The sequence below is a fragment of the Lentimonas sp. CC4 genome (assembly GCF_902728235.1).
In the GTDB taxonomy this organism is placed as follows: Bacteria; Verrucomicrobiota; Verrucomicrobiia; order Opitutales; family Coraliomargaritaceae; genus Lentimonas.
In genome coordinates this window covers 492,343-516,614 of sequence record NZ_CACVBO010000001.1, presented here as the reverse complement: position 1 = coordinate 516,614, position 24,272 = coordinate 492,343, and the positions used below count along the sequence as shown (strand labels likewise).

The window sequence follows — 24,272 nt, the reverse complement described above, 5'->3', positions numbered from 1 at the left end:
AGCACGACCCCTACGCAAGATCCTTCGATTTCACAAATCACAATTTATCATGTGCGGCAGTATGGAGCCAGCGGCTGGAAGCCGCTTCTACTTTGCTCCGCGTCGTGTTCAACCTAGATTCGGCAGTTGGCATGGGCTTTGATTCTTAAACCGTTAATTGACGTTAATTAACGTCAATCCAGCCACTGCCAAAATGGCGAATGAGCTAACACGCGATTCCTAGTTCGAGACGTCACTCAAGTATTTAAGCAGTATGTATTTAGAAGCTCTGATTAACGTCCATTAACGTTTATTAACGGTTCAACTCATCTTTTTAGGTTCAAGTGAACATCGGAGTGGTCGCGGTTCGCGCAAGCACGTCCCCTATTACGGGAAATGAATTGCTTCGGACTCGCTGTGGTAGAACAGACAAGAATGTCTGTATCACTTTTTTGCGCGTCTTGCTTTGCGTGAGGCTTTGTCGACCAACGCGAACAGCTGGTCGATTTGGTTCCGCTTCCGCATCGGCTTGTGGCCTTCGACTTTGACTAGCTTGAACTGTAATCGATCGCTTACCTCGAAAAAGGATCGGTAGAGCTCAGCGTTGCGTAGCGGTAGCCCCTTTTTTGAGTGGTAGTCGTGCGCTTCGAAGCGCTCCCTGCGCGCCGCTAGATTCACAATGTTTTGAGAATCCGTGTAGACCGTGAGCTGCTCGATGGCGTCAGGGAGTTCGGCGAGCGCCCAAAGGAGTGTCTGCAACTCTAACTTGGTGGACGAGGTCTGCTCAAACTTCTGGACTGTGACACGTGCTTTCAGAGCTGCGATCGGCAGTGAAAACTCGTCTTCAGTGAGCGTCAAAGATGCGCCATATCCGAGCTTGTTCTGTGTGTTGACGCTGCCGTCGGTGAATAGAGAGAGTTCGTCCACTGAACGATCCAATCGGATGCGTTACTGAATGGCAATACAGCGAGTGTCTATACTCGCTCACATCATGATTCGTGAAAAGCGCCACGGCTCATGCAGATCTGCTGAATGTGTGTTGCTTGGGGGAGGGACGGCCTCTGCGCCGTCCGCGGAGCCTCAGCACAGAACCAAAGCACTCAACCAAAGCACCAGCGCACCGCAAGACGAGGCGGAGCTCGTCCCTCCCGAATGGGGTAAGCTAGAAATCACAATTCTTGATGCGAGCGTCCTTCTACGGTTGCTCGATCCAAACCAGCTCAGGCCACCATGCGGGGCCTTCGTTCGTTTGTTTCGGGCCAGGCGTGCTGCGGCCGTCCTGCACGATGGCGGTCAATCGGTGCTCCATCTGCTCTACAACTTCCGGATGCGCTTTAAGGACATTAGTAGTCTCGCTCGGATCTGCGACCATATCGTAGAGCGCCTGCTTCTTACTGAATGGAGATGTGATGAGCTTCCACTTCCCTTGGCGAAAGGCGAAGCGTCCACCGAAGTCGTGGTGCACCATTTCGCTGCGAGTATAGGCGTCGTTGTTGCTTTCGAAGAGTGGTCGCATGCTGATGCTGTCTTCGGCGGTGTCTGGTTCGATCTTGACGTCGAGCAGGTCGGCACAGCTTGCATAGAGATCGATTAAGTTGCAGGGCGTATCGTTACGGCTGTCGGCTGCGATGACGGCAGGCCATTGCGCGATGAAGGGCACACGGTGGCCGCCTTCGTCGAGTGAGCCTTTGCGGCCTTTGTGAGATGGCATTGGGATTAGTTTAAGCTGTAGTCGGGGTTCGGTGTCAGTTCGGGCGCTCCGACCTGCTGCTCCCATGCGCGGAGCTTCTGCTCGAGTTGTTGCACCTTCTCGGGATGGCTCGGCGCGAGGTCTTTGCTTTCGAGTGGGTCGTTTTTCAAGTTGTAGAGCTCGTAGCTGCTGTATTCGACGTTTTCGCGTAGCTTGTAGTCACCATCGAAGAGCACGTTGCGCCAAGGCACTCTCCACGTTTTGGTCTTGTCGCTGAACCCTGCATATTTCGGATAATAGCAAACGATGGGGCGAGGCGCTATGTGCTCAACCTTTCCGGTCAGGAGTGGCGTGAGGTCTACGCCGTCCAGTGGATGATTCTCCGGGCGTGGCAAGCCAGCCATGTCGAGAAAGGTAGGAAACAGATCTACGTGGGTGATGCGCTCTTCAGAGAGACTGCCCGCTGCGATTTTGTTTGGCCATTTAAAGAGATACGGCACGCGCATGCCGCCATCATAGACATCGCCTTTTGTGCCGCGATAGCCACCGACGAGGTCTTTGCAGTAAGATCCGTTGTCGGAGGTGAAGACGACGATGGTATTGTCTTCGAGTCCCATTTCTTGAAGCGCTGCAACGAGTCGACCCACTTGATCGTCGAGGTGCTTGGTCATGGCTGCGATGATTGGAATGTTGTCCGCCTTTTTATCTTTGAATACTTTGCCTGCGAGCTTGGCTTGAAAGTGCTCAATGTAATCCGCGCGCGTTTCGAACGGAGCGTGCACGAGGTAGTAGGGCATATAAAGGAAGAAGGGCTGATCATTCGCTTTGGCCTCGGCCATGAACTCGATGGCCATACCCGTGAAGAGTTCGGCGTAGTCCATTCCTTCGGGCAGGTCGACTTTGGGCCTAGACGGCTTCTTGCCGTAATGATCATTGGCCACGATCGCTACGTCGAAGCCTTGGCCACTCGGGTGCAGTGCTTTATCGTAATTGTCGGCGTGCCATTTACCATACATCGCGGTGGCGTAGCCTGCCTGCTTAAAAGTGTCGGCAAAGGTCGTCTTTTCCAGTGCGAGACCTGTCAACTGCGGCACGATATATTTAATCTTATCTTCCTGCCCGCGGTGGTGATTCATCACGCGGTAGCCTCCCGTGCGTGGACTATATTGGCCGCTGAGGATCGCGATGCGCGAAGGCTGGCAAGTCGGGTGCGAGGCATAGCCGTTGGTGAATTTCATGCCATCGCGACTGAGCTGATCAATGTTAGGTGTTTCCAGCCAATCCGTGCCGTAGCAATTCAGTCCGCCATAGCCGAGGTCATCAGCTAGGATAAAGACGATGTTGGGTGCTTGCTGCGCATACGTGAGGCTGCAGGCGCAGAGCGCGGCGACGATAAAGAGTTGGGCAATGAATTTCATTGAAAATGGTGGATGGGGTATCTGAATACAAATCGAGGTGAAGGAAATAGAATGCTAAAGGTAACTCTTTTTAGCGAGAGGGGGAGTGCCTTTTTCAATGATACTTATCGCGGTTGTGATTCATACGTGCACTTTCGCGACAGTTCCTTACGCGCGGCTTTGGCCTCTACCACCATGCGAAGAAAAGCGCATGCAACTTTCGACAAAAAAAGCCTCCGTTTTCACGGAGGCTTTTGTAAATTTGCGTCTAACTTAGGACTTAAGCACGACGGCGAATCATCACTGCAGTCAACCCAAGAAGACCCGCGATCAACGCGTAAGAACTGGGCTCTGGAACGGTATAAAAAACTGATACGGACTCGACGGAAACAAAGTCCCCAGCAGCCATATCAGTGCTATTGAGAGTTGCAGCAGTGCGCAAATTAGTGACCGCTGCTAGCCCTGTGCCACCAATTGTGACACCAAGACTTGAAGACTCCGCAGCACCATCAATAGACCAATAAAAGTCGACCTTATCTGTGCCCAAATTAGCCACAGCGCGAAGAGCTAAAGTCGTGAAAGTATCCACTTCATTTCCGAAGTCAAACAGATCAGTATTTGTCGTTCCGATGCGGTGCTGTAGGCGAACTGAATTGTTCTGGTGCTGTAGACGAAAAAGAAAAAGGTCAGTGTTGTTAGCATCTCTAAAACCAAAGCCAGCACTTGCACCAGAAGGGTCTGCTGTATTAGACATATCGTATCCAGTTACTGTGTATTGTAACTCTAGTGTGCCTACACTATAGCCGCTGGCTTCAGTCAAAGTGCCATTGTTGAAATAATTACCATTGGTGGCATCGACTCCAAAAACCATATCTCCACTGGCATTCTCGGCAACGGTTGTTGTTCCACCAAAAGTAGCAGTGCCAACCGAGTTTGTTGCCGCGGTGAGATTGGTTCCAACACCATCTTCAAATAGGAACTGCTCAACAAGAACTTGAGCTGAGGCGGCGCCTGCAAAGCAAAGCGATGCGCCGAGGATATAGGGGGTGAGTTTAGTCATAGTTCTGCAGGGGGGGGTGGTGTAGAGTTAGATTTGTGAAGTATCTCACAGAAAACGCGATCTACAGTGGTTTCACAAATGTATTACAGGATGATTATTTACCGCTCTCCGTTGATTTTACGAACTCTACAATTTCTTTTACTATAAATTTACGATGCGCGAAGTTGTTGTTGTTCAATAACCAGCAGAAGCAGTCGATGCACATGTGGCCGTGTTCTTCGATCGCTAGTTTTATCGCATCGGTATCGCCTTTGATGCTGCTCGCACCTTGTGCTTCGCCATGGTGAAATACCCAATTCTGTTGTAATCGCTGGGATGCACCCACGTTAGTGCTCGATGTATATACAATGAGCATGGCGATGCATTGTAGTGCAAAACAGATGGAGATCAGGCGTTTCATCTTTGGGGCCCTCTATCGTTGTATGATCGCTGCCAATTCATTGGCCAACATTGCAGCGCCCTCGACGCCGAGGTGCACGGGGTCTTTGTCATTATCGGCGCGCAGATTCTTCTTGGAGGTGATGCTGTCGCCTTTGACGAGGAAGAGGTGCTTGTCGCTGGACTTGCGCTGGGTAATCACCTGCGTGAGTGCTGCACGGAATTCATCGGCGGTGTGCCCTGACTTGGCGGTTGGCTTATCGGTGTAGAGTAAGCTGATGCAGTAGATTTTAGTATTCGGATGGTTGGCGCGAATGGTGTCGAGTAGTTCGTTGTATTTCGCTGCGTAGGCAGCGGGTGTTTTGGCATCGAAATGCAGATCATTGTAGCCGATGAGCACGGTGATGAGGTCGATCTGTTCCCAATCGGAAAGCATGGCGGCTGTTGGCACTGAAATCTTACCACCACCAACGGCTAGGTTGAAGACTTCGGCGTTGAGCTGACGTGACAGCAGAAAGGGCCATGTCTTGTGCGTCGCACCGTCCTGGCCGACGCCGTGGCTGATGGAGTCGCCGAGCGCGACATAGATCCTCTTGTCGAGCGCAGGGTTTTGTTGCAGATCAGCGCCGGCGTCGATGGTGAGCCCCTTGAACGCGACGTAGGCAAAGCTGGGGAGTGCGATTTCGTAGAGTGAACTCCCTTTGGATTTTGAAGTGAATTTAAGCGTGGCGGTTTTATCTTTCGCCTTGAGCTTCAATTCCTCAATGAGTTCGCCGTTCTCAAAGGCGCCAAAGCCAGAGCCCATATAGTTGGCTGCGAGAATATCGAAATGGGCGGTGATGTTTTTACTGTCGCTATTGAAGGCCAGCACGATGCCGCTGGTGTTGCGCGCTTTGTCGGGGTTGATACCGAGTTGTTTACGCGGACTTTGCAGCACGTCTTCGCGGTGACGTTGATACTGAGTGCCGGACTCCGCCTGCTTGATGTATTTCGTGCCCAGAGTTTGGATACGTGCATCATCACTGGAGATGCTTTGACTCGCGGAGGCGATGCTCGTGATCGCGAGTAGGCAAGTGATGGATAGGGGCTTCATTGTGCTATATCTACTAAAATAACTCTAATTCGTTAATGTTGAGTCCGCCTTGCCATTTGATTATCCGTAGCCGAAAGGTGTCGCTGGTGACTGGTTCGCTCAGGACTAGGCCGAAGTCGCCGCCGATTCGCTTGCCTGCATAGATGGCCTGCCATGCGCCATCGACTTTGGCTTCGAGGACGAATGCTTTGACTCGACTGGCTGCGCCGAACTTGCCTTCGCGTATTTGAATTTGTGATACAGATTGTGATTCTGTGAGTTCGATTTGAATCCACGGTGCCTTGTCCTTGGGGGCTGGACTCCATGAGCTTTTAACCATGATGCCTTCGGAGAATTCCTTCAGGTCGCCAGCTACGATTGAGTTTGCAGTATGCTTCGCGCTCTTTTCGGAAGACGCTGTGGCGGTTGCGCCAATGGAGAGTGGTAGGCTGATCGTTGGGATCGGTGTGATGTTTGCGGCCGATTGATCGAGCTTCAGCGCAATCACGGTGTTGACGGGGTTGATGTCTTTCGGATCCATCGAAATGGTGAGTGCATCGTCGGTTTGTTGCACCTGTGCCGTTCCGCCGGAGAGCACTGTGGTGCTGAGCATTTTCGCGGGGAGCGCGGGGAGGGTGAGTTTGCCCGACCAGTTGGCTAGGATGTGTAGATAGACGGTGTCGTCTTTGTAGGTCGCTGCACCCCAAGGGCCGGAGATGTAAGGGCCGCCCTGTGTGCCGTAGATGGTTTCGCCGTATTGCTTGAGCCAGTCGCCCATTTGGAGCAGGCGCTTTTTGTGGTCTGGAAGGAACTCGCCATCGCCATTGGGGCCGACACCGAGTGCGAGGTTGCCGCCACCGCCAGCACAACGCACCAGTAAGCTGATCGCTTGCGGGAGTGGCATGGCAGGTGCGTCGCCCATCCAAGCCCAGCCACCGCCGATGACGGTGCAGGTTTCCCAAGGGCGATTGGTTTGAAAGCGACCGATGCTACGCTCTGGGCCGTCAAAGTCGCCCATGTGTGCGGGCGGGTGTGCGAAGCGGTGATTCGTGATGATATCCGGTTGTAGCTCGCGGATCATTTGCATTAGCTTCGGGCTTTGCCAAGTGTCGGGATTGCGACCGAGGCCATCGAACCACATGATATCGATCTTGCCGTAGTTGGTCAGCAACTCGCGGATTTGCGGAAAGAGGAACGCTTCGCAGTATTGTTCATTTTCACCCGCGGCGTAGAGCGGGTGATTCCAATCGGGCTGAGAATAGTAGAAGCCGATTTTGATGTCGTATTTATTGCACGCTTCGACGATCTCGCGGGTCATGTCGCGGCCGAAGGGTGTGTTCATGATGTCGTAATCGGTCACCGCACTGTCATAAGTGCTGAACCCATCATGGTGCTTGGTGGTGAAGAGGAAGTATTTTGCGCCGGAGTCTTTGACGAGCTTGATCCATTCATCTGCGTCGAACTCAGCGGCTTCGAGCAACTTGTATTGATTGTCGTAGATTTCCTGCGGGATGCCTTTTTTGACTGTGCCATCGGTGGAGTGCTGCGGGCGTGGCCCCATGCGGCCCCAACTCATGGAGCATTTAAGCATGGAGCTCGGCCCCCAGTGGACAAAGATACCGAAGCGGGCATCGAGCCACCAATCGATCGCACCTTCTTTGGCAAACAAAGTGGCGCGTTCTTCTTCTGACAGGCCGCTCATGTAGCGCACAGTCTCCTCTGGTTGGTAGTAGGGCTCGATACCATCGGTATGTGGAGCGTGGTAGCGTGCCGCAAAGGAGGTGGATGCTACTAGCAGCGAGATTGTGAATAAATGTTTATAGCTCATATCTAAGTTTGTTTTAGAGGGGTGCTGATGATTGCTCGTGGGGTAGGGGCGTCGGCTTGGTTGTTGTCGTGAGTGACGTGCGGGTGACTTCTTTTCTGCTGGGGATATGAATGGTAGGCATTCAGCTTATAACCTGTAAGCCTGGCAGTTGAAGCGCCATGCGTATATTCATTGATAAATGGTCAGTATTTGACTGGGAACGTTTACTTTGAGGAAAGATGTTGGGCTCTACGACTGAGGTCTACGCGACTAAGTGATATATCACGAGTTGACACGCGGAGGGTTCTACTTTGAATGGTCAAATTATGAAATTTGATAGAGCAATTAATTCATTTTTAGTCTTCGTGGTCGCGGTGTTATTCGTCGGCTGTGGCTCAGAGTCGTCGTCGGTGGATACGGAGGGTTCCTATAAAGTGGTCTGCACCGTGGGGATGATTACGGATGTGGTGCGTAATGTGGCAGGTGACTATGCCGAGGTGGAAGGGATCATTGGCGAAGGCGTTGACCCGCACTTGTATAAGCCAACACGCAGTGACGTGGTGAAGCTCAGTGGAGCGGACGTCGTGTTTTATAATGGTCTGCTGCTTGAGGGGAAAATGACGGATGTGCTCGTGCGAATCGCTGGGAGCGGTAAGCCTGTGCGAGCGGTGACGGAGTTGATCTTGGAGGATCCGGATTATTTGATGGAGAAGGAGGATGGCTCGGAGCATACCGATCCGCATGTGTGGATGGATGTGCGTGGCTGGATGCTGGCGGTGCCTGTTGTGGCAGATACGTTGAGCAATTTTGATCCCGAACATGCGGATGTCTATCAGGCCAATGCGGCGGCGTATCTGGAAAAACTGAAGGTGCTGGATGCGTATGCGCGCGATGCGATCGCCTCGATCCCGGAGGGACAACGGGTATTGGTCACCGCGCATGATGCGTTTAACTATTTGGGACGTGCGACGGGGTTGACGGTTCGTGGCATCCAAGGCGTGAGCACCGAATCGGAAGCGGGTGTGCGTGATCTTGAGAATTTGGTGAATTACATAGCGGATCAGAAAATTCCTGCAGTATTTGTTGAGACCTCCGTTGCCGATAAAAATGTGCGTGCCTTGGTTGAAGGCGCGAAGGCACGTGGGCATCAAGTTAAGATCGGTGGAACGTTGTTCTCCGATGCGATGGGGCAAACTGGCACCTATGAGGGCACGTATATCGGTATGATCGATCATAATGTGACAACGATTACGAATGCCCTTGGCGGCGAGGCTCCAGTGACTGGGATGCAAGGTAAACTGACTGGAGTGGTGCACTGATCTTTTTAGCCACAAAAAGGCACAACAACGCACAAAAAGTTAGGAGGATGAAAATGTAAATGAAGCGACGTCTTGAACCCAGCGCTATACTTTTTGTGTATCTTCGTGCCTTTTTGTGGCCTGATGGATTTCCTTTATGAACACAGTAGTCAAAGGATATATACCATGGATACGATGGGGGCAGCGCGGAGTTTCGCGCTGGTTTTTTTTAGCCACGAAAAGGCACAAAAGAGCACAAAAATATAGGAGGATGAAAATATGAATGAAACAGACATTAACCACCTTTGTGATACGATCCGAGAATGCTCGTTCGGGTTGCATAAGCATTTGCGCCACGGGCATCTTGAGAAGATTTATGAGAACGGATTGGCTCATCGACTCAAAAAACTGGAAATTGTAGTTCAGCAGCAAGCCCCAGTTTATGATGAAGACGGCACCATACTTGGTGATTTGAATGCCGACTTACTTGTCTCGGGGGAGATTATCGTCGAATTGAAAGCAGTGCGCGCAGTCAATGACGATCATGTCGCTCAATTGTTGGGTTATCTACGAGGCAGTGGTAAAAAATACGGACTGCTAATTAATTTTGGTAGCCCGAAGTTATTTATCAAGCGCTACATTTTAGACCCAATTGTGTAGTCTTAGTTTTTGTGTATCTTCGTGCCTTTTTGTGGCCTAAACCATTTTAATTATGAACACAGTCTCCAAAGAACAATTACAGTCCGCGCCGTTGGTCGGTGCGTCGGGTCAGTCATTACCTCTGGTGATTCGTGATTTGACGGTGGCGTATCATCGTAAGCCAGTGGTTTGGGATATTGACCTCGAGATCCCCGAGGGGAAGTTAGTCAGTATCGTTGGCCCGAATGGGGCCGGAAAGAGCACGTTGATTAAAGCTTGTTTGGATTTGATTCCGCGCACGTCGGGGGAGGTTTCGATTTATGGAGAGACCTATGCCAAAGCGCGCAAGCGAGTCGGGTATGTGCCTCAGCGCGAGAGTGTGGACTGGGACTTTCCGGTGAGCGCCTTGGATGTGGTGGCGATGGGGACGTATGGTAAACTCGGATGGTTTCGCCGCGTGAGTAAGCGCTCAAAAGCGTTGGCCTTGCAGGCGCTGGATCGTGTTGGCCTTGCGGATTATGCACATCGACAAATCAGTCAGTTATCAGGCGGGCAGCAGCAACGCACCTTTCTTGCGCGTGCCTTGGTGCAGGATGCGGATGTTTATTTTATGGATGAGCCGTTTGCTGCGGTGGATGCCGCGACCGAGCGGGCGATTGTTGAGTTGCTTAAGGAATTGCAGCAGCGCGGTAAGACCTGCCTAGTGGTGCATCACGATTTGGCCACGGTGCCGCAGTATTTTGATTGGACGGTGCTGCTGAACATGCGCGTCGTCGCGTCGGGGCCGACGAAGGATGTGTTTCACGAAGAGAACCTTCGCAAGACGTATGGTGGCAAACTGTCGCTGTTGAGTGAAGCCGCGCAGGCATTGGCGAAATCGTTGTAGGGATGTTTGAGCTGACTGATATTTTCGATGTGCTGCTGTTGCGTCAGTATAATACGCGACTGGTAGTGATCTGCACCATGTTGCTGGGCTGTGCCTGTGGGTTGATGGGCGGATTTTTGTTGCTGCGTAAACGCTCGTTGATGGGGGATACATTGTCGCATGCGACTTTGCCGGGTGTGTGTCTTGCATTCTTCGTCGGTGTGATGATGGGCGGGCAGGGCAAGTCGTTGCCCCTATTATTACTCGGGGCCACGGTCACTGGTGTGTTGGGGTGTGGCACGGTTTTATTTATTCGTAATCGTTCGCGGATTAAAGATGACGCGGCGATGGGGATTGTGCTGAGCGTATTTTTCGGTGCGGGTGTGGCATTATTGACCATGGTGACGAAAATGCCAGAAGGTGCTGCGGCTGGATTGGAATCATTTATTTATGGTAAGACAGCATCGATGGTGTTGAGTGATTTTAAACTGCTGTCTGTGGTGACAGGTAGTGTGTTGCTGTTGTCAGGTTTACTCTTTAAGGAGTTTCGACTGCTTTGTTTCGACGAATCTTATGCGGCTTCTCAGGGCTGGCCGGTGAAGTTTTTAGACGTGTTGCTGATCGCTTTGGTCACTGCGGTGACGGTGGCTGGTCTGCAAGCGGTCGGGTTGATCTTGATCATCGCATTTTTAATTACACCAGCGGCGGCGGCTCGTTTTTGGACGGATCGATTGGATCGGATGTTATTGCTTTCTGCGCTGATCGGTGGGGTGAGCGGTTGGATGGGAGCGAGCGTGAGCGCGTTGATTCCGAATATGCCGGCGGGGGCAGTGATCGTGTTAGTGGCGGCTGCGTTCTTTTTATTTAGTATGTTGTTTGGTGGGGAGCGCGGCGTGGTGGTGCGTTGGCTGCGTCAGTTAAATTTAAAGCGAAGTGTTGGACGCCAGCATCTGTTGCGGGCGTTGTATGAAATTCTTGAAGCGGATGATACGAGTCTGCGCATTCGTGCGGTGCCTTTCCGTCAGGTGCGCGGTCGTCGCACATGGAGCGATAGTCAATTGCGCCGCACTTTAGGGCAGGCTTACGACGACGGATTGGTCGATACTGTGGGTAAGGACGATTCCATTACGCTGACCGAGGCCGGGTTGGAAGCTGCTGCGAAGGTGACCCGGAATCACCGTTTGTGGGAACTGTATTTGATCGAATATGCTGATGTGGCAACGAGCCGAGTGGATCGCGATGCGGATGCGGTGGAGCACGTCTTAGGCGAAAAACTAGTAGCGCTGTTAGAGGCGAAATTAGTGAAACGACACCCCGCGAGCGATCTAAACGTTCCGGCGAGCCCTCACCCGATTACACCTGGAGACTGACCGAGAATTAGGAATTAGGAATTAGGAATTAGGAATGAATTTTTTTAACACTCTCACTTTGTCACTCTCACTAGGCGCGCAGCGCCTCACTCTCACTGCGAAGCCATGACTTGGGTTTCAATAGATACGTGGATTGTCATCGTCGGGATACTGGCGGCGGTTTCGTGTGCGCTACTGGGTAACTTTTTAGTGCTGCGTAAGATGAGTATGATGGGCGACGCGATCAGTCATGCGGTGTTACCTGGCTTGGCGATTGCCTTTTTGATTACAGGTGCACGTGCGAGTCTGACGATGTTTATCGGTGCGGCGGTGGTGGGTATTTTGACTGCGGTCTTTACGCAGTGGGTGAGTCGCTTCGGCAAGGTGGATGAAGGGGCTTCGATGGGCATCGTTTTTACGACGCTATTTGCGTTGGGCTTGTTGCTGATCGTGCAGGCGGCGGATCATGTGGATCTGGATGCAAGCTGTGTGCTGTATGGTGCGATTGAAATGACGCCACTTGACGTGGTGTGGCGTCCTGAAGTGTTTGGCACTGTCTGGCAAGTGCCGCGTGCGGCGTTGGTGTTGCTGCCTGTTTGTGTGGTCAACCTGTTGTTTGTGGTGCTGTTCTTTAAGGAGCTGCGTATTACTTCGTTTGATTCCGAGCTCGCGACGACGATGGGGATCAATGCGAATGTTATGCATTATATGTTGATGACCTTGGTTGCGATTACGACCGTGGCGGCGTTTGAAGCGGTGGGAAGTATTATCGTGATTGCGATGTTGATCGTGCCAGCGGCGTCGGCGCATTTGTTAACGGATCGTTTAGATGTGATGGTGATCATCAGTGTGCTGTTGTCCGTTGTTGCCGCTGTCTTGGGGCATGTCTCTGCCATTGTATTGCCAGGGTGGCTAGGGCTCGATCCTGATGTGGTGGATGCGACATCCACTTCCGGTATGATGGCAGTGATGGCTGGGGTTATTTTTGCGGTGGTGCTGTTTTGTGCGCCACGCCATGGAATATTGGTGAAGAAGTTCCGTCGGCTAGAAACGGGCAGCTGATTATCGATCAAGATATTAGTGATACGTTTAGTCGCGCGCAGGTATCGTTCTAGCCGGCAGCTAAAGTGGCTTGTCGCTTGCATGTGCTTAATTTAGAATCATTCTAGATAAGCATATGACATCGGAAGCAGAACCATTGAAATCGGATAATTGGTCGGCTGGCTTGGCTCGCTTTTTACAGGAGAATGCTGCTGTGGAAGCACTACGGGTGGATTCCGGGCATCGTAAAGTTGAGATCGCGACGTTTGGACCAGTCAATCTGGACATGTTGCAGCAGAGCTTGGCCGAGACGATTCGGTTGATTGAGGCCGATACCGATACGAGCGCTGCGGTTGGAGTCTCGATTGAAAAGGAGGCGGACGGTGGGATTCGTTTGCAGAAGGCGACGTGTTTGACTGCGCCGATGTTGTGGCATTGGCGTGAATTAGAATGGCCAGTTGCGGAGGATGCCGAGGAAGAGACAGGTGAGGAGTGGCGCTTGCTTGCTCTGCTTGCGGGTGGGTGTGCGGTTCTTGGGATGTCGGGCTGGATCGTTTCCTATGTCGAAGCTGCGCCTGCGTGGGTGTCGATCGTGTTTTATATCGGCGCGATGATCGCTGGTGGTTGGGATGCTTTTGAAGATGCGAAGGAAGGCCTGCCAAAGGGCGAGCTCGATATCCACTTCTTGATGTTAGCAGTGGCAGTTGGAGCGGCGTTGATTGGCGCATGGGCGGAAGGAGCCTTGCTGCTGTTTCTGTTTTCGTTCTCGGCTGCGTTGGAACATTTCGCGCTGTATCGGACGCGTCGTGAGATTAATAGTTTGTTTGATGCGGCACCGAAGTCAGCGACGGTGCGCGATGCCTCGGGCGGTGAACGTGAGGTGTCAGTGTCGGCAGTGAATGTCGGCGATGTCGTGGTGGTGAAGCCTGGTGCTCAATTCCCTGTCGATGCCGAGGTGATTCAAGGGAAGAGTGCGGCGGATGAGTCGAATCTGACGGGTGAGGCGGTTCCTGTGTCGAAGTTCGTCGGCGATACTGTTTTTAGCGGCACGATCAATTTGTGGGGCGCAGTGGATGCGCGGACGCTGCGGCCAGTGAGCGAAAGTGCGCTCCAGAAAGTGATTCGTTTGATTCGAGAGGCGCAGCATTTGAAGGCGCCGAGTCAACGCTTCACTGACAAGTTTGGGACGCGCTATACGATTGGTATTCTGACGCTGACGACTGTGATGTTCTTTGTCTGGTGGTTGGGCTTCGGTATCGCGCCCTTTACAAATACTGAGGCAGGATTTTCAGCGTTTTATCGAGCGATGACCTTGCTGGTGGTGGCGAGTCCCTGTGCGTTGGTGCTGTCGATTCCATCGGCGATTCTTGCAGCGATTGCGTGGGGTGCGCGGCACGGCATCTTGTTTCGTGGTGGTGCTGCGATCGAAAAGATGGCGGAGGTGGATCTCGTGGCGCTTGATAAAACTGGCACGCTCACGACGGGCGAAATGGAGGTGGACTCGATTGAGAGCTTTCCTGCGGGGCGCGAGCGTGAAGCGGCGGAGTTGGCGTATTCGCTGGAGGCGCATGGTTCGCATCCGATCGGACGTGCAATTAAAAAGTATGCAAAAGCGCAGGGCTTGGAGCGCCGTGTGATTGATGACTTTCAAGCCATGAGTGGCAAAGGTGTGCAGGGGCGGGAGGGCGAGACGCTGTGTGTGCTCGGCCGCCGTGAACTCTTGGCGGACGGGCCGTTGGCTGAGTGGATTAAAGATGTGCCTGAGCCTGCGCCTGAGTTTTCGGAGAACTGGATATTGAAGGACGACTTAATTGCCCGTATTTTACTGAAGGATCAGATCCGAGTGGAATCAAAGCCGATTTTGGAAAAGCTCAAATCGATGGGCGTGCGCACGGTGATGTTGACCGGTGATCGACGCGGTGCGGCAGAGTCTGTGGGGCGTGAGATCGGCATCGAAGCAGTGCGCTCTGGGCTGACGCCGGAGGGTAAGGTGGCTGCCATTCAGGAGTATTCGAAAGACGGATACAAAGTGGCGATGGTCGGCGATGGTGTGAATGACGCGCCGAGTCTTGCTGCTGCGTATGTCTCTGTGGCCATGGGTGCGCGTGGCAGTGATGCCGCACTGGAGCAAAGCGAGGTGGTGCTGATGAAGGATCGAATTGAGAACTATCTAGCGGCGACGGACTTGAGCCATCGTGCGCGTGCGATCATACGCCAGAATCTGACGATTGCATTGGGCACAGTGGTGCTGATGGTCGCTGCGGCGATTCTAGGTTGGATTCCGCTCAGTGTCGGTGTCTTTGCTCATGAGGGCAGCACCGTAGTTGTGTGCCTAAATAGCCTGCGGCTGCTGTTTTTCACAGATACCTCTTCGAGCCTAGAGGCTTAGTTGCCGTAGATCTCTTCCGCGGTGAGTGTGCCGTCGCCATTCTCATCGTGCTTTTTGAGATACTTCTCTGCACCTGCTTCTGGATCTTTATCTAGCTCTTTGCGTTGGTAGTGTGCTTTGAAGGCATCGACTATCTCTTCTTTGTCGAGTTGCCCGTCACCATTGGCATCTTTCTTGTTGAATCGATTCTGTTGTTTCTTGGGGATTTCACCACTCGATACGACTTCAATTGGTTCAGGTGACGCTACTGTTGTTTTCACGACTGGTGTCTTCTTGGGACTTGCTGGAGCTACCTCTACTGTGGGCTGAGTGATCGTCGGTGTTGCTTCGGTTGCAAATTTCGCTGGAATGAGCCCATCGCTCACACCCATGGTGCTTGCGGGCACGGCATGATCTGCGTCGGAGGTCGCTTTTTCAGACGTTTGAGAGCAACCAATAAAAAGTGCGGCACAGGAGAGGGAGAGGGCGGGAAGTAACAGTTTCATAATTTGTGAGGGTGATGTGTGAAGGCACATCTTGATATCTGAGATCTAGGGGAGTCAAGCGGGGGCTGTTGTTAAACTGTTAAAAACAGGCTAAAGTAGAAGATTGCCACCACACAGACGCTGAGGCTGAACTTCAAGGCGAAGGCGACGATGCCGCCGATGACAGTGCCGAGGCCGGCTTTACTACCAGCTTTGAAGGTGCGACCGGCTGCGAGTTCGCCGATGATTGCGCCGATAATCGGGCCGACGATCAGCCAGAAGAGCGGCGGTGGTAGGAACAATCCGATAAAGGCCCCGAGAAATGCGCCCAGTGCGCCTTTCCATGATGCTCCGAATTTACGTGCGCCCCAGACGCCCATGACAAAATCTGCGACTTGGCCGATGAGGGTGATCACTCCGGTAATAATGACGATTTTCCACGCGACAGACGCGTCTCCCATCCAAAGTTTGTGGATGATAATACCTGACCAAACGATGAGACTGCCCGGCACGACTGGGAGCAGGGAAGTGGCGAGGCCGATCATGAAAATCAGGCTGGTGACGCTGAGTGCGGTATATTCGATCCAAGTCATTGCTGGGGAAAATGCTGAAACTTGCGAAAACTGGAAGGCTGAAAATCAGGAGAGAGCTGAGGGGGGAGACTTGAGAGCTGAGGGGCACTGCGGGCGCGAGTCAACTCGCACGTCAAAAAAAGTGCTACGCTTTACTTATCAGTGGTGGATCAAGGGCAAGCGGGCGTGCGTCGCCGATTGTGATACGTGCGAATTCAGGATGCTTGGGGTTGAGCACGTAATTGGGTTCTTCGGAAATGATCGAACTGTATACTTTTAATACGGGGGCGCTACTCTCGGTGAGCCATGCGTCGCCTGCTTGTTGGGTGGCTGGCAATATTGATGGCGAGGCGAGCGCTGCAGCCAGCGGGGTAATGTCGATTTCCTGCACCAAGTTCGCGGGGAAAGTGACCTCAATCATTTGATACTGTTGGGCAACCATTGAGGGGTTGAGGTGGACGAGCACTTCAAGCGCGGCGAGTGCTCGGCTGTCTGCCAGATAGACGGCAGGGCGCCCCTGGCTGTTCCAGCGGCCACCATATAGACGTGCCCCTTCGCCATCAAATGCGGTGTGCGCCCAATTCTTCGGGACGATGCGCCATGCGGTAATCATGTTCGGCTAGCTGAAGACGCCATGCTCAATCCGCCCCAGGAGCGCCTCCACCTCACGTGCTCCGATTTCGGTTTCGGCGAAGGTCAGCGGCGTGATAAAATCAAGTGCGCGAGCGGGTTGCTTGAGCCAGTCGCAGGCAGTAGCCTCGTTTTGTAGGACAGTCAGTGCTCGCGCATAGAGGCGAGCAAACCGTAAAAGTCGATCCGACTCTTGCATGTCGAGGCGACCGCTTTTACGGCGACGCACTAAAGTGCTGCGGGAGATCGCGAGGTGCTGCGCGAGTGCTTCGGCTCCGATGCCGAGCAGCTCTTGAAGTGCGACAAACTCGACCATGGGTAAGCCAGCTCGGATGCGCTCGACCGTCTCTCCAGCAGCGCTGCTCGCTACGTTATAGACTGCCGTCGGCTCTTCGACTTTGTCGTTTCTGTCTTGTTGTTTCATTTGAGCCTTATGCTATGCTCAAATGGACGTGTTGGCAAGCGGTATATTCATTTTGACATATGGGCACCCCTGTTGGGGCTAAGCTCAATTTACAATTGCCATTTTGGAGTGCTGGCACATTTTCGCCTGCTTTCGTTATGACAGATAAGACAGCCAACCAGGACAATTCGCATGATCTCTATGCAGTCCGCCTCCAAAAGCTCGAGAATCTTTGCAAGGAAGGGCGTAATCCCTTTCAGGCAAATTGCGCGCAGACGCATACATCCGGCGAGGCTGTTAAACTCTATAAAGAAGACGTAGCCGACGAGGACCAGGCAGAAGTGTCTGTCGCTGGTCGCATCACCGTCTTCCGCGTGATGGGCAAGGCGAGCTTCATTAAGATTCAAGACAGCGATGGCCCGATCCAGTGCTACGTGACTCGCGACGATTTGCCCGAGGGCGAATACAATACTTACTTTAAGAAGATGCTCGATTTGGGCGACATCATCGGTGTTACCGGTAAGCTCTTTAAAACCAAGACTGGCGAGATCACCGTGCGTGCGGCGAGCTATACGCTGGTGTCGAAGGCGCTGCGTCCGCTCCCTGAGAAGTGGGCAGGCCTGACTGACGACGACAAAATCTATCGTCAGCGTTACCTCGACTTGATCGTGAATCAAGAGTCGCGTCAGCGTTTCCGCCACCGCGCGAAGATCATCCAAGAAATGCGTAAGTATCTCTGGGATCGTAACTTTACTGAAGTCGAAACTCCGATGCTGCAGAGTGTGGCAGGTGGTGCGGCTGCGCGTCCATTTGTTACGCATTCCAACGCGCTGGATTGCCAGTTCTACATGCGTATCGCATTGGAGCTTTACCTGAAGCGCATGCTCGTTGCAGGTGAAGACCGCGTGTTCGAGATCGGTCGTGTGTTCCGTAACGAAGGCCTTTCGCGCCGTCATAATCCGGAATTCACCATGTTAGAGCTTTATCAAGCCTACACGGACTTCCGTGGCATGATGGAGCTCACACAAGGTCTGATTCAACACGTTGCAAAGACAGTGATTGGTTCGCTCGAAATCGCCCGTCCTGATGGCAGCACCATCAATCTCGATGGCGAGTGGCGCGAGGCGAAGTATAAGGACCTGATCATTGAAGCGACTGGCGACGCGGAGTGGTTCAGCCACAGCCGCGACGAGAAGTTGGCTAAGGCACGTGCGATGGACATCGAAGTCGATGGCGAGTTGGAAGATTACGAGATCACCAACAACGTCTTTGAAAAACTGATTGAGCCGACATTGATCCAGCCGACTTTCGTGACGCACATTCCCAAGGAGCTGTGCCCATTGGCGAAGATCACTGTCGATGACGACAGCACGATTGATGTGTTCGAGTTGTGCATCAACGGTCAGGAAATCGCGCCCGCATATTCTGAGCAGAATGATCCGATCATTCAGCGTAAGATGTTTGCGGCACAGGTCGGTGAAGAGGTTCAAGACATGGACACTGACTTCCTCAACGCGCTTGAGCACGGTATGCCACCAGCGGGTGGTATGGGGCTTGGAATTGACCGGCTGATTATCTTGCTCACTGGAGCTGAAAGTATTCGCGACACGATTCTCTTCCCGAGCTTGAAGCCATTGAAGAGCGCTGAGTAATCGGAGCGATATTTCGTTTTTTCAAAAAGCCTGAACCGTATGTGGTTCAGGCTTTTTTGTGTCGTTCGTTTGTAGGGGCTTTGCTCGCGAAGCCCGCGCAAAGGCCACCGCACTCGAAGTTTTGTAACCCCTCGAACGCTCGCGGGTGCCGCAAGCAGCACCCCTACAAAGGCTTCGTGGCTATGGAATCCCACCAGCACACAAAAAAGCCTGATCGCGCAGGTGCGATCAGGCTTTTGAATAAATTGCTTTGTAATGGTCTAGAAGTCGCCGCCGAAGATGCTGAAGCCTTCTTCGCGGGTGTCTGGGATGACGTCGTCCATGCCACGGTAGTCGTCTGGCACCGCGTCCCAGCCATTGTAGATGGTGTCACGGATGGAGTAGCGTGTTTTGGCGGGTAGTTTGGGCGCGTCGGTGTTGTCTGCGAAGACGTCGTAGCCGCCTGTGGGCGCTTCGATCCCAAGGTTGACGTCAGCGAGGACTAATTCCTTCTGGCCATCACCATCGATATCGATCGCGATGGAGTTGAGGCGGAGCACGCGGTTGTAGGTGCCGTCCGCTTGCATGAGGCGAATGGTTTGATCGAACTTTTTGATCATGTCTTCTGCACCTGGCAGATTCTTACGCACGGCTAAGTGGATCGGATTCGTTTGTAGCGACTGCTGCCCGAAGTCGAGGAACTCTTCGCATTTTTCGGCGTGTTCTTTCAACGCGTATTGAATGAGGAGATCATCGACGAGTGTGTAGTCAGCCTCGTCGCTGATGAGCATTTTCAGGTTGGTTACGTCATCTTTGCCGTAAATGATTTCGACGCCGGTGAGTGACTCTACCAACTCGCCATATGCATAGTCCTTGACGAGGGCGAGGCGTTTACCTTTGAGCTGCGATAGGTCGGTGATGCTGACATCGTTGCCTTTTTTTCCCGCGAGGTGTATACGGCTTTCTAGGTATGGCTTGGAGAAAAGTAAGTAGTCCTCGCGCTCCTCGGATTTCCAGATTGCTGCGCAACCATCGTATTTGTCTGCCTTCAGGTCGGCGGGCACTGTCCAATTGTTGAGGATTTCGCTAGTTGGCTTGTAGCCGGACTTCGCGAGTGCGAGGTGGACGAGCTCTGTGGCGATGCGTGGCTGGCCAAAGTGATTTGTGAATGGCGGCCATACGTCGGACACGAGTTGCACAGAGGTTGCCGAAGCGGAGTCTTCCGCCTGAGCGGTGCAGAGTGAGCCTGCAGTCAGTGCGCAGGCAATCATAAGAAGGAGGTGTAACTGTTTCATTATAGTATAAGGCAGATGGTTAGCATATGCGTTGGGGATAGTGTTAGGTTGTATTTTACCAGCATTCAAGGTTTATGAATTCGAAGTATGCCAGAATTACCAGAAGTTGAGACGACGCGGCGCGGGATCGCGCCGCATGTGGAAGGATTGCGGATTGAGGCGATTGTCATTCGGCAAGCGCAGCTGCGTTGGCCGATTCCAGATGCGGTGCGAGACTCTATCGGTGAAATCGTTACGGCCGTGCGTCGCCGCGCGAAGTATCTACTGCTCGATACGGCGCGTGGTAGTATCGTGCTGCATTTGGGCATGTCAGGGAGCTTGACGGTGCAGCCGAGTGATAAACCAGTGCTGAAGCACGACCATTTAGATCTCGTGTTGGAAGGCGGGTATTGCCTGCGGCTCAACGATCCTCGCCGTTTCGGTGCGTGCCTGTGGCAGGGAGCGGACGAAGCACCGCTCAAATTATTGCAAGGCATGGGGCCTGAGCCGCTTTCGGAGGCGTTCGATGGCGAGCGATTGTTTGAGCAGTCGCGCGGACGTTCCGTGGCGGTCAAAAATTTTATAATGACGAATGCCGTGGTGGTCGGCGTGGGCAATATCTACGCGAATGAGGCCTTATTTATGGCAGGCATCGACCCGCGTCGGGCGGCAGGCAAGGTGAGCCGTGCACGCTATGTCGAGTTGGGTGCGCATATTAAGACGGTGTTGGCGCGTGCGATCAAGCAGGGCGGGACAACGCTACGCGACTTTATGGGCGCGGATGGCAAGCCCGGCTATTTTCGGATACAACTAAAAGTGTATGGCAAAGCAGGTGAACCGTGTCCGACCTGTGGCACCGTGATTCGCTCGGTGACTATCGGGCAGCGTAATAGCTTTTATTGCCCGAAGTGTCAGCGGTAGTGTGGGTAGAAGTAGTGGTTTTGCCTTGAATCTACCGATTTGACTAGCGCTTCATTCACCCAATGGACTTTATAGCCAGATGCTGCACTTGTCAGTGCGAGTGTTTGATTCTGCGGATTGTAGCCAGTAATGATGAAAAAATTGGGTGTATTGTTTTCGCTGTGATTTGTGGAGCGTTGCGTCAGAGTGTGCCCATTGATTTGTTCCTGGTTTGGATCGTCGGAAGGTTGTTCTTCTTTAGGTGTTAGTTCTGGTAGTGGCTTTAGTGCGCATAGGACTGTTCGTTGAAAGAGTATTCTTGAATCAATTTTTCTAATGGCTAAATCAGTTGGGATGGGGGTGTCCCCGTCTTGGATTGCGAATTGCTTCGCCGCATTGAATATCTTTTCAGTGCGGGGTGTGGTGGCGTCTTCATTATCTAAGTGCATTGCGAGCAGATACATATCTGCCCGAATGTTGCTGTGTCTCAGAAAGGCTTCAGCTGTGGCAGCCAGTTGCAATTGCTTTGGTCCTGGGCTCACTTCGGGGAGGTCGGTTAAAACGATAGGGCCGTCTGAGGCTGGTGTCGGGCGTATCATCCTGTTCGCAAGTTTACGTTTGTCGGAACGTTCAAACCAGTCTGCAAGTTTTGCAGGCATGATTTGTAGGTTAATATATTGCTCTTCTTTTGTGTGTAAGATAAAGCTACAGTGTTGGATGTCCCATCGGTTGAAGTCGGACTTCTCGTCTGCATGTTCGCGCTTGTGATTCAATTTCCTCGTTAAGGAATTTAGGCATTTCTCAATTGCTTTTTGATCCAACCTAATCGCTTTGCCGATGCCTCGCTTTACTTCTGCGATACGTTTACTATGCGAGCTGGCGGTTGTGGAGTCCAGTGAGTTGGCAAATGTGATGGAGAGGTAGTCCACTTTGCCATCGATAACGAATAAGGCAGCTGCATACGGTCGCGCCCCAGCAATTAGCGGTGCATCTTTGGGGAAATAGTGCCGATAGCATGCGAGTTTTTGTGTCTGGTATTCAAGTTGCCAGCCTAGTCGTGCTGCGATGTTGGCTGGGGCATCATCCCAGATTAGGGTATCTGCCCATAATTCAATACCGAGTGCCTCGTTTTTAGGGGTAAAGCTGTTGTTGGTGCCCAGTTTTTCGTGTTCTCGCTTGAGCGCCTCACGGTCTGCGATTGTGAGGTTTTCGAGTGGAATCTCAAATTGAGAGCCGTCACTACTTCGTCGAACCGTAACGGTAGTTTCCGTTATCAGAATGACGTCGACGTCGATGCTGCGGCCTTTGATGTCAGTCAAGTCGCGAGCAAGCAGTGGGTTAGCACTGGCTCCAAGTAGCAGAGCTAGCAATAATAAGGTAATACGGTGCATGTCGATTTGCTCAGCTCTTGTCCGGCGGCGTCACTAGCACGCGCGTCTGCAGCCCCATGAGGTAGTCGGAGAATTCTTCGCCCTTGGCGGTGTTGCGTAGCACGCGTTGCACCATGCCCATTTTGGCATCGAGATTGTCGACCATGGAGACGAACACGGCTTCCGGCGTGGCGGCCATGGCTGCGGCGCCCCAGGCTTTTTCGCCTTGGTGACTGAGAATGATGTGCTCTAAGCGCTCGGTGAGGTCGGCGTTGAGTTTCGACATGATCGCGGCTTTACGAGCGATGCGGAAGCCAATTACGACGTGACCTTGTAAGGTGCCAATGCGGCTGACCTTTGCTGCAAACTCGCCTTCGTATTCCTCTAACTTGCCCATGTCGTGTAGAATGATGCCCGCGATGGCGAGGTCGGCATCGACTTCGGGGTAGAGTGGCAAGAGTGCGCGGGCGGCGCGCACCATATGGGTGGTGTGTTCGAGCAAGCCGTTGTAGTAGGCATGGTGCATACTCACAGCCGCAGGGCATTTACGGAAACGTGAACCGAGTTCGTTCAGCACGCGTTGCACGGTCTCTTTGAGCTGTGGGTGCTGGATCGCCTCGACGCCTTCTTGAATGTGCCCCCAAAGTTCGTCTTCCGATTCGGGCGGCGTCTCGATGAGATTTGCCATCATGCCTTCAGCCTCGGCTTCTTCAGCTTCGATGAACTCAGCGGCTTGGATCTTAGGAGAAAAGCGCTCCTGCCAATATTCGGTGATCCCTGCGATGCGCAGGATGGAGCCTTCGGGCACGGCGTCGATCACCTTATAAATGTCTGTTCCATCAAAGCAGTTGGCGGTAAAACTGCCGCTGCTGTCGCCCAGTTCGATGCTGAGGAAGGGGTTGCCTGTTTTGGCCGTTTTGGTGGTCTTGCGTCGAAGTATGAGGATGCAGCGGAAGCGAGCCGCTATGTTGACGTCGAGCGCTTTGACTTCCTGAACGGTTTTATAATCAGACATAGCAAGACTCTGTGGTGCGCGACTCCGAAAGTGAAGATGAAAGTGAGCCCGAATGCGCTGATATACAGAAGAATGGAAACCGATCAGGTGTAATTTTAACCGCAGAGCACCCAAGGGCAAAATAAACCTCAACCTTGGGTGCGCCGAACCCGATGGCACTGCCCTCAGGTATCTGCAGACTGCGCCTCAATCGCTTTCGCTCATCTATCGAGTCGCCTCCACGATCACTGCGTTGTTAATGCTTTATTAGGCACTGAAGAGTGCGGTCTCACCCGGCTCTTTAAGTGCATGATTGTCACGTTTTTTTGTAGGAAATCAATGGACTGGCGTATTGTCACCCTAGGTGTTTGGGCAAACTATGACTTGTCCGGTCTCCTTATTAATTACCCTGTCCTGTATGCGCATGCCTCCATTCCTTGTGATCTGTTGCCTCTTGGCTTTGTGCCCTGTCTTGCTTGCCAAGCCTGTGGCGCTGAATGATGACGCGATTCGAATGGTCGGCCGCTTCACGGAGGACTTCCGTTTCGGTTGGACAGGGTCGATGATTGAGACGGAGTTCTCAGGCACGTCGATTGCCGCTGACCTTGAAGTGGTAGATGGAGACGCTGCGGGGCTGACGATTGTGGTTGATGGTGCATCTCGTTTTCTGAAGTTAACGAAGGGGCGTCAGCTCTACACCTTGGCGGATGGTTTGGCTCCCGCCTTGTCACATAGCATCGAGATTTTTAAGCGCAGCGAAGGCGGAAAAGGGGAGGTGGAGTTTCATGGTTTTGAAATCTCAGATGATGGGCGCGTGGTTCTGCCTGAAGCACCGCAGCGAAAGATACTTGTGATCGGAGATTCGATAACTTGCGGCTATGGGAACGAGGCGAAGACCCTGGATGAAGGCAACTCCGTTGAAAATCAGAATGGTTATCTTTCGTATGCGCCATTTGCCGGGCCAGCTGATAAGGGTGGGCACTATCATCCGAGTGTAAAAAAGCATAAGTCAATGGCTGCCGAGCTCGTGGCTGAAATCGAGAGGTTGGCTGAGTGGTGATGCTAGAAGT

The 24,272-nt window shown here is 52.7% G+C and carries 23 protein-coding genes; 9 read left to right on the top strand and 14 right to left on the bottom strand.

What is annotated here, in order from left to right; genetic code table 11:
* Positions 1-423 precede the first annotated feature (423 nt).
* The 7 genes from GZZ87_RS02240 to GZZ87_RS02210 form a co-directional block, all read right to left on the bottom strand.
* Positions 424-918, bottom strand: a complete 495-nt coding sequence (locus GZZ87_RS02240) for an RNase H family protein (protein WP_244653997.1) — start codon at positions 916-918, stop codon at positions 424-426.
* Between the two features lie 256 nt (positions 919-1,174).
* Entirely contained in the window at positions 1,175-1,690 is a 516-nt protein-coding gene (locus GZZ87_RS02235) for a sulfatase/phosphatase domain-containing protein (RefSeq protein WP_162024650.1), read from the bottom strand.
* 5 nt (positions 1,691-1,695) lie between these two features.
* Positions 1,696-3,087 (bottom strand): sulfatase, encoded by a 1,392-nt coding sequence (locus tag GZZ87_RS02230; protein WP_162024652.1) that lies wholly within the window; start codon positions 3,085-3,087, stop codon positions 1,696-1,698.
* 259 nt (positions 3,088-3,346) lie between these two features.
* Entirely contained in the window at positions 3,347-4,126 is a 780-nt protein-coding gene (locus GZZ87_RS02225) for a PEP-CTERM sorting domain-containing protein (RefSeq protein ID WP_162024653.1), read from the bottom strand.
* A 94-nt stretch (positions 4,127-4,220) separates the two neighbouring features.
* Positions 4,221-4,526 (bottom strand): hypothetical protein, encoded by a 306-nt coding sequence (locus tag GZZ87_RS02220; RefSeq protein ID WP_162024655.1) that lies wholly within the window; start codon positions 4,524-4,526, stop codon positions 4,221-4,223.
* A 12-nt stretch (positions 4,527-4,538) separates the two neighbouring features.
* A complete protein-coding gene (locus GZZ87_RS02215; RefSeq protein ID WP_162024657.1) occupies positions 4,539-5,597 on the bottom strand; it encodes an SGNH/GDSL hydrolase family protein in 1,059 nt (352 codons plus the stop codon).
* A 13-nt stretch (positions 5,598-5,610) separates the two neighbouring features.
* Entirely contained in the window at positions 5,611-7,404 is a 1,794-nt protein-coding gene (locus GZZ87_RS02210; RefSeq protein WP_162024658.1) for an alpha-L-fucosidase, read from the bottom strand.
* Positions 7,405-7,709: 305 nt separating this feature from the next.
* On the opposite strand from GZZ87_RS02210, the gene GZZ87_RS02205 reads away from it, so the two are divergent.
* The 6 genes from GZZ87_RS02205 to GZZ87_RS02180 all read left to right on the top strand — a co-directional run bounded on the left by GZZ87_RS02205 (position 7,710) and on the right by GZZ87_RS02180 (position 14,964).
* Complete coding sequence (locus tag GZZ87_RS02205; RefSeq protein ID WP_162024660.1) at positions 7,710-8,702, top strand: zinc ABC transporter substrate-binding protein; 993 nt, start codon at positions 7,710-7,712, stop codon at positions 8,700-8,702.
* Positions 8,703-8,960: 258 nt separating this feature from the next.
* Positions 8,961-9,341: a GxxExxY protein gene (locus tag GZZ87_RS02200; protein WP_162024662.1), complete on the top strand. Its 381-nt coding sequence runs from the start codon at positions 8,961-8,963 to the stop codon at positions 9,339-9,341.
* A gap of 52 nt (positions 9,342-9,393) precedes the next feature.
* Entirely contained in the window at positions 9,394-10,206 is an 813-nt protein-coding gene (locus GZZ87_RS02195) for a metal ABC transporter ATP-binding protein (RefSeq protein ID WP_162024664.1), read from the top strand.
* A gap of 2 nt (positions 10,207-10,208) precedes the next feature.
* Positions 10,209-11,555, top strand: a complete 1,347-nt coding sequence (locus GZZ87_RS02190) for an iron chelate uptake ABC transporter family permease subunit (RefSeq protein ID WP_244648049.1) — start codon at positions 10,209-10,211, stop codon at positions 11,553-11,555.
* A gap of 105 nt (positions 11,556-11,660) precedes the next feature.
* Positions 11,661-12,596: a metal ABC transporter permease gene (locus GZZ87_RS02185; RefSeq protein WP_162024665.1), complete on the top strand. Its 936-nt coding sequence runs from the start codon at positions 11,661-11,663 to the stop codon at positions 12,594-12,596.
* A 115-nt stretch (positions 12,597-12,711) separates the two neighbouring features.
* Complete coding sequence (locus GZZ87_RS02180) at positions 12,712-14,964, top strand: heavy metal translocating P-type ATPase (protein WP_162024666.1); 2,253 nt, start codon at positions 12,712-12,714, stop codon at positions 14,962-14,964.
* Here the strand turns inward: GZZ87_RS02180 and GZZ87_RS02175 are convergent.
* The 4 genes from GZZ87_RS02175 to GZZ87_RS02160 form a co-directional block, all read right to left on the bottom strand.
* A complete protein-coding gene (locus tag GZZ87_RS02175) occupies positions 14,961-15,449 on the bottom strand; it encodes an EF-hand domain-containing protein (protein ID WP_162024667.1) in 489 nt (162 codons plus the stop codon). The two genes, GZZ87_RS02180 and GZZ87_RS02175, sit on opposite strands and share 4 nt — an antisense overlap.
* 71 nt (positions 15,450-15,520) lie before the next feature.
* The gene (locus tag GZZ87_RS02170; protein ID WP_162024669.1) at positions 15,521-16,021 is read right to left on the bottom strand and encodes a DUF456 domain-containing protein; all 501 of its coding nucleotides are present in this window, start codon (positions 16,019-16,021) and stop codon (positions 15,521-15,523) included.
* 124 nt (positions 16,022-16,145) lie between these two features.
* Positions 16,146-16,613 carry an RES family NAD+ phosphorylase gene (locus GZZ87_RS02165; RefSeq protein WP_162024671.1) on the bottom strand — a complete coding sequence of 156 codons (468 nt, stop codon included), beginning with the start codon at positions 16,611-16,613 and terminating at the stop codon, positions 16,146-16,148.
* Between the two features lie 6 nt (positions 16,614-16,619).
* Positions 16,620-17,054: an antitoxin Xre-like helix-turn-helix domain-containing protein gene (locus tag GZZ87_RS02160; protein ID WP_162024673.1), complete on the bottom strand. Its 435-nt coding sequence runs from the start codon at positions 17,052-17,054 to the stop codon at positions 16,620-16,622.
* A gap of 137 nt (positions 17,055-17,191) precedes the next feature.
* On the opposite strand from GZZ87_RS02160, the gene lysS reads away from it, so the two are divergent.
* Positions 17,192-18,685: a lysine--tRNA ligase gene (gene lysS / locus GZZ87_RS02155; RefSeq protein WP_162024675.1), complete on the top strand. Its 1,494-nt coding sequence runs from the start codon at positions 17,192-17,194 to the stop codon at positions 18,683-18,685.
* A gap of 260 nt (positions 18,686-18,945) precedes the next feature.
* Here lysS and GZZ87_RS02150 read toward each other — a convergent pair whose 3' ends face one another.
* Complete coding sequence (locus GZZ87_RS02150) at positions 18,946-19,959, bottom strand: transporter substrate-binding domain-containing protein (RefSeq protein WP_162024677.1); 1,014 nt, start codon at positions 19,957-19,959, stop codon at positions 18,946-18,948.
* 87 nt (positions 19,960-20,046) lie between these two features.
* Between GZZ87_RS02150 and mutM the strand changes: the two genes are divergently transcribed.
* Positions 20,047-20,859, top strand: coding sequence for a bifunctional DNA-formamidopyrimidine glycosylase/DNA-(apurinic or apyrimidinic site) lyase (gene mutM, locus GZZ87_RS02145; RefSeq protein ID WP_162024679.1), 813 nt, complete (start codon positions 20,047-20,049; stop codon positions 20,857-20,859).
* Here mutM and GZZ87_RS02140 read toward each other — a convergent pair.
* Positions 20,850-22,229, bottom strand: a complete 1,380-nt coding sequence (locus tag GZZ87_RS02140) for a hypothetical protein (protein ID WP_162024680.1) — start codon at positions 22,227-22,229, stop codon at positions 20,850-20,852. The genes mutM and GZZ87_RS02140 overlap by 10 nt on opposite strands.
* A gap of 10 nt (positions 22,230-22,239) precedes the next feature.
* Positions 22,240-23,223: an HD domain-containing protein gene (locus tag GZZ87_RS02135; RefSeq protein ID WP_162024682.1), complete on the bottom strand. Its 984-nt coding sequence runs from the start codon at positions 23,221-23,223 to the stop codon at positions 22,240-22,242.
* 403 nt (positions 23,224-23,626) lie between these two features.
* Here GZZ87_RS02135 and GZZ87_RS02130 point away from each other — a divergent pair, with 403 nt between their 5' ends.
* Entirely contained in the window at positions 23,627-24,262 is a 636-nt protein-coding gene (locus tag GZZ87_RS02130) for a hypothetical protein (RefSeq protein WP_162024684.1), read from the top strand.
* Positions 24,263-24,272: the final 10 nt, after the last annotated feature.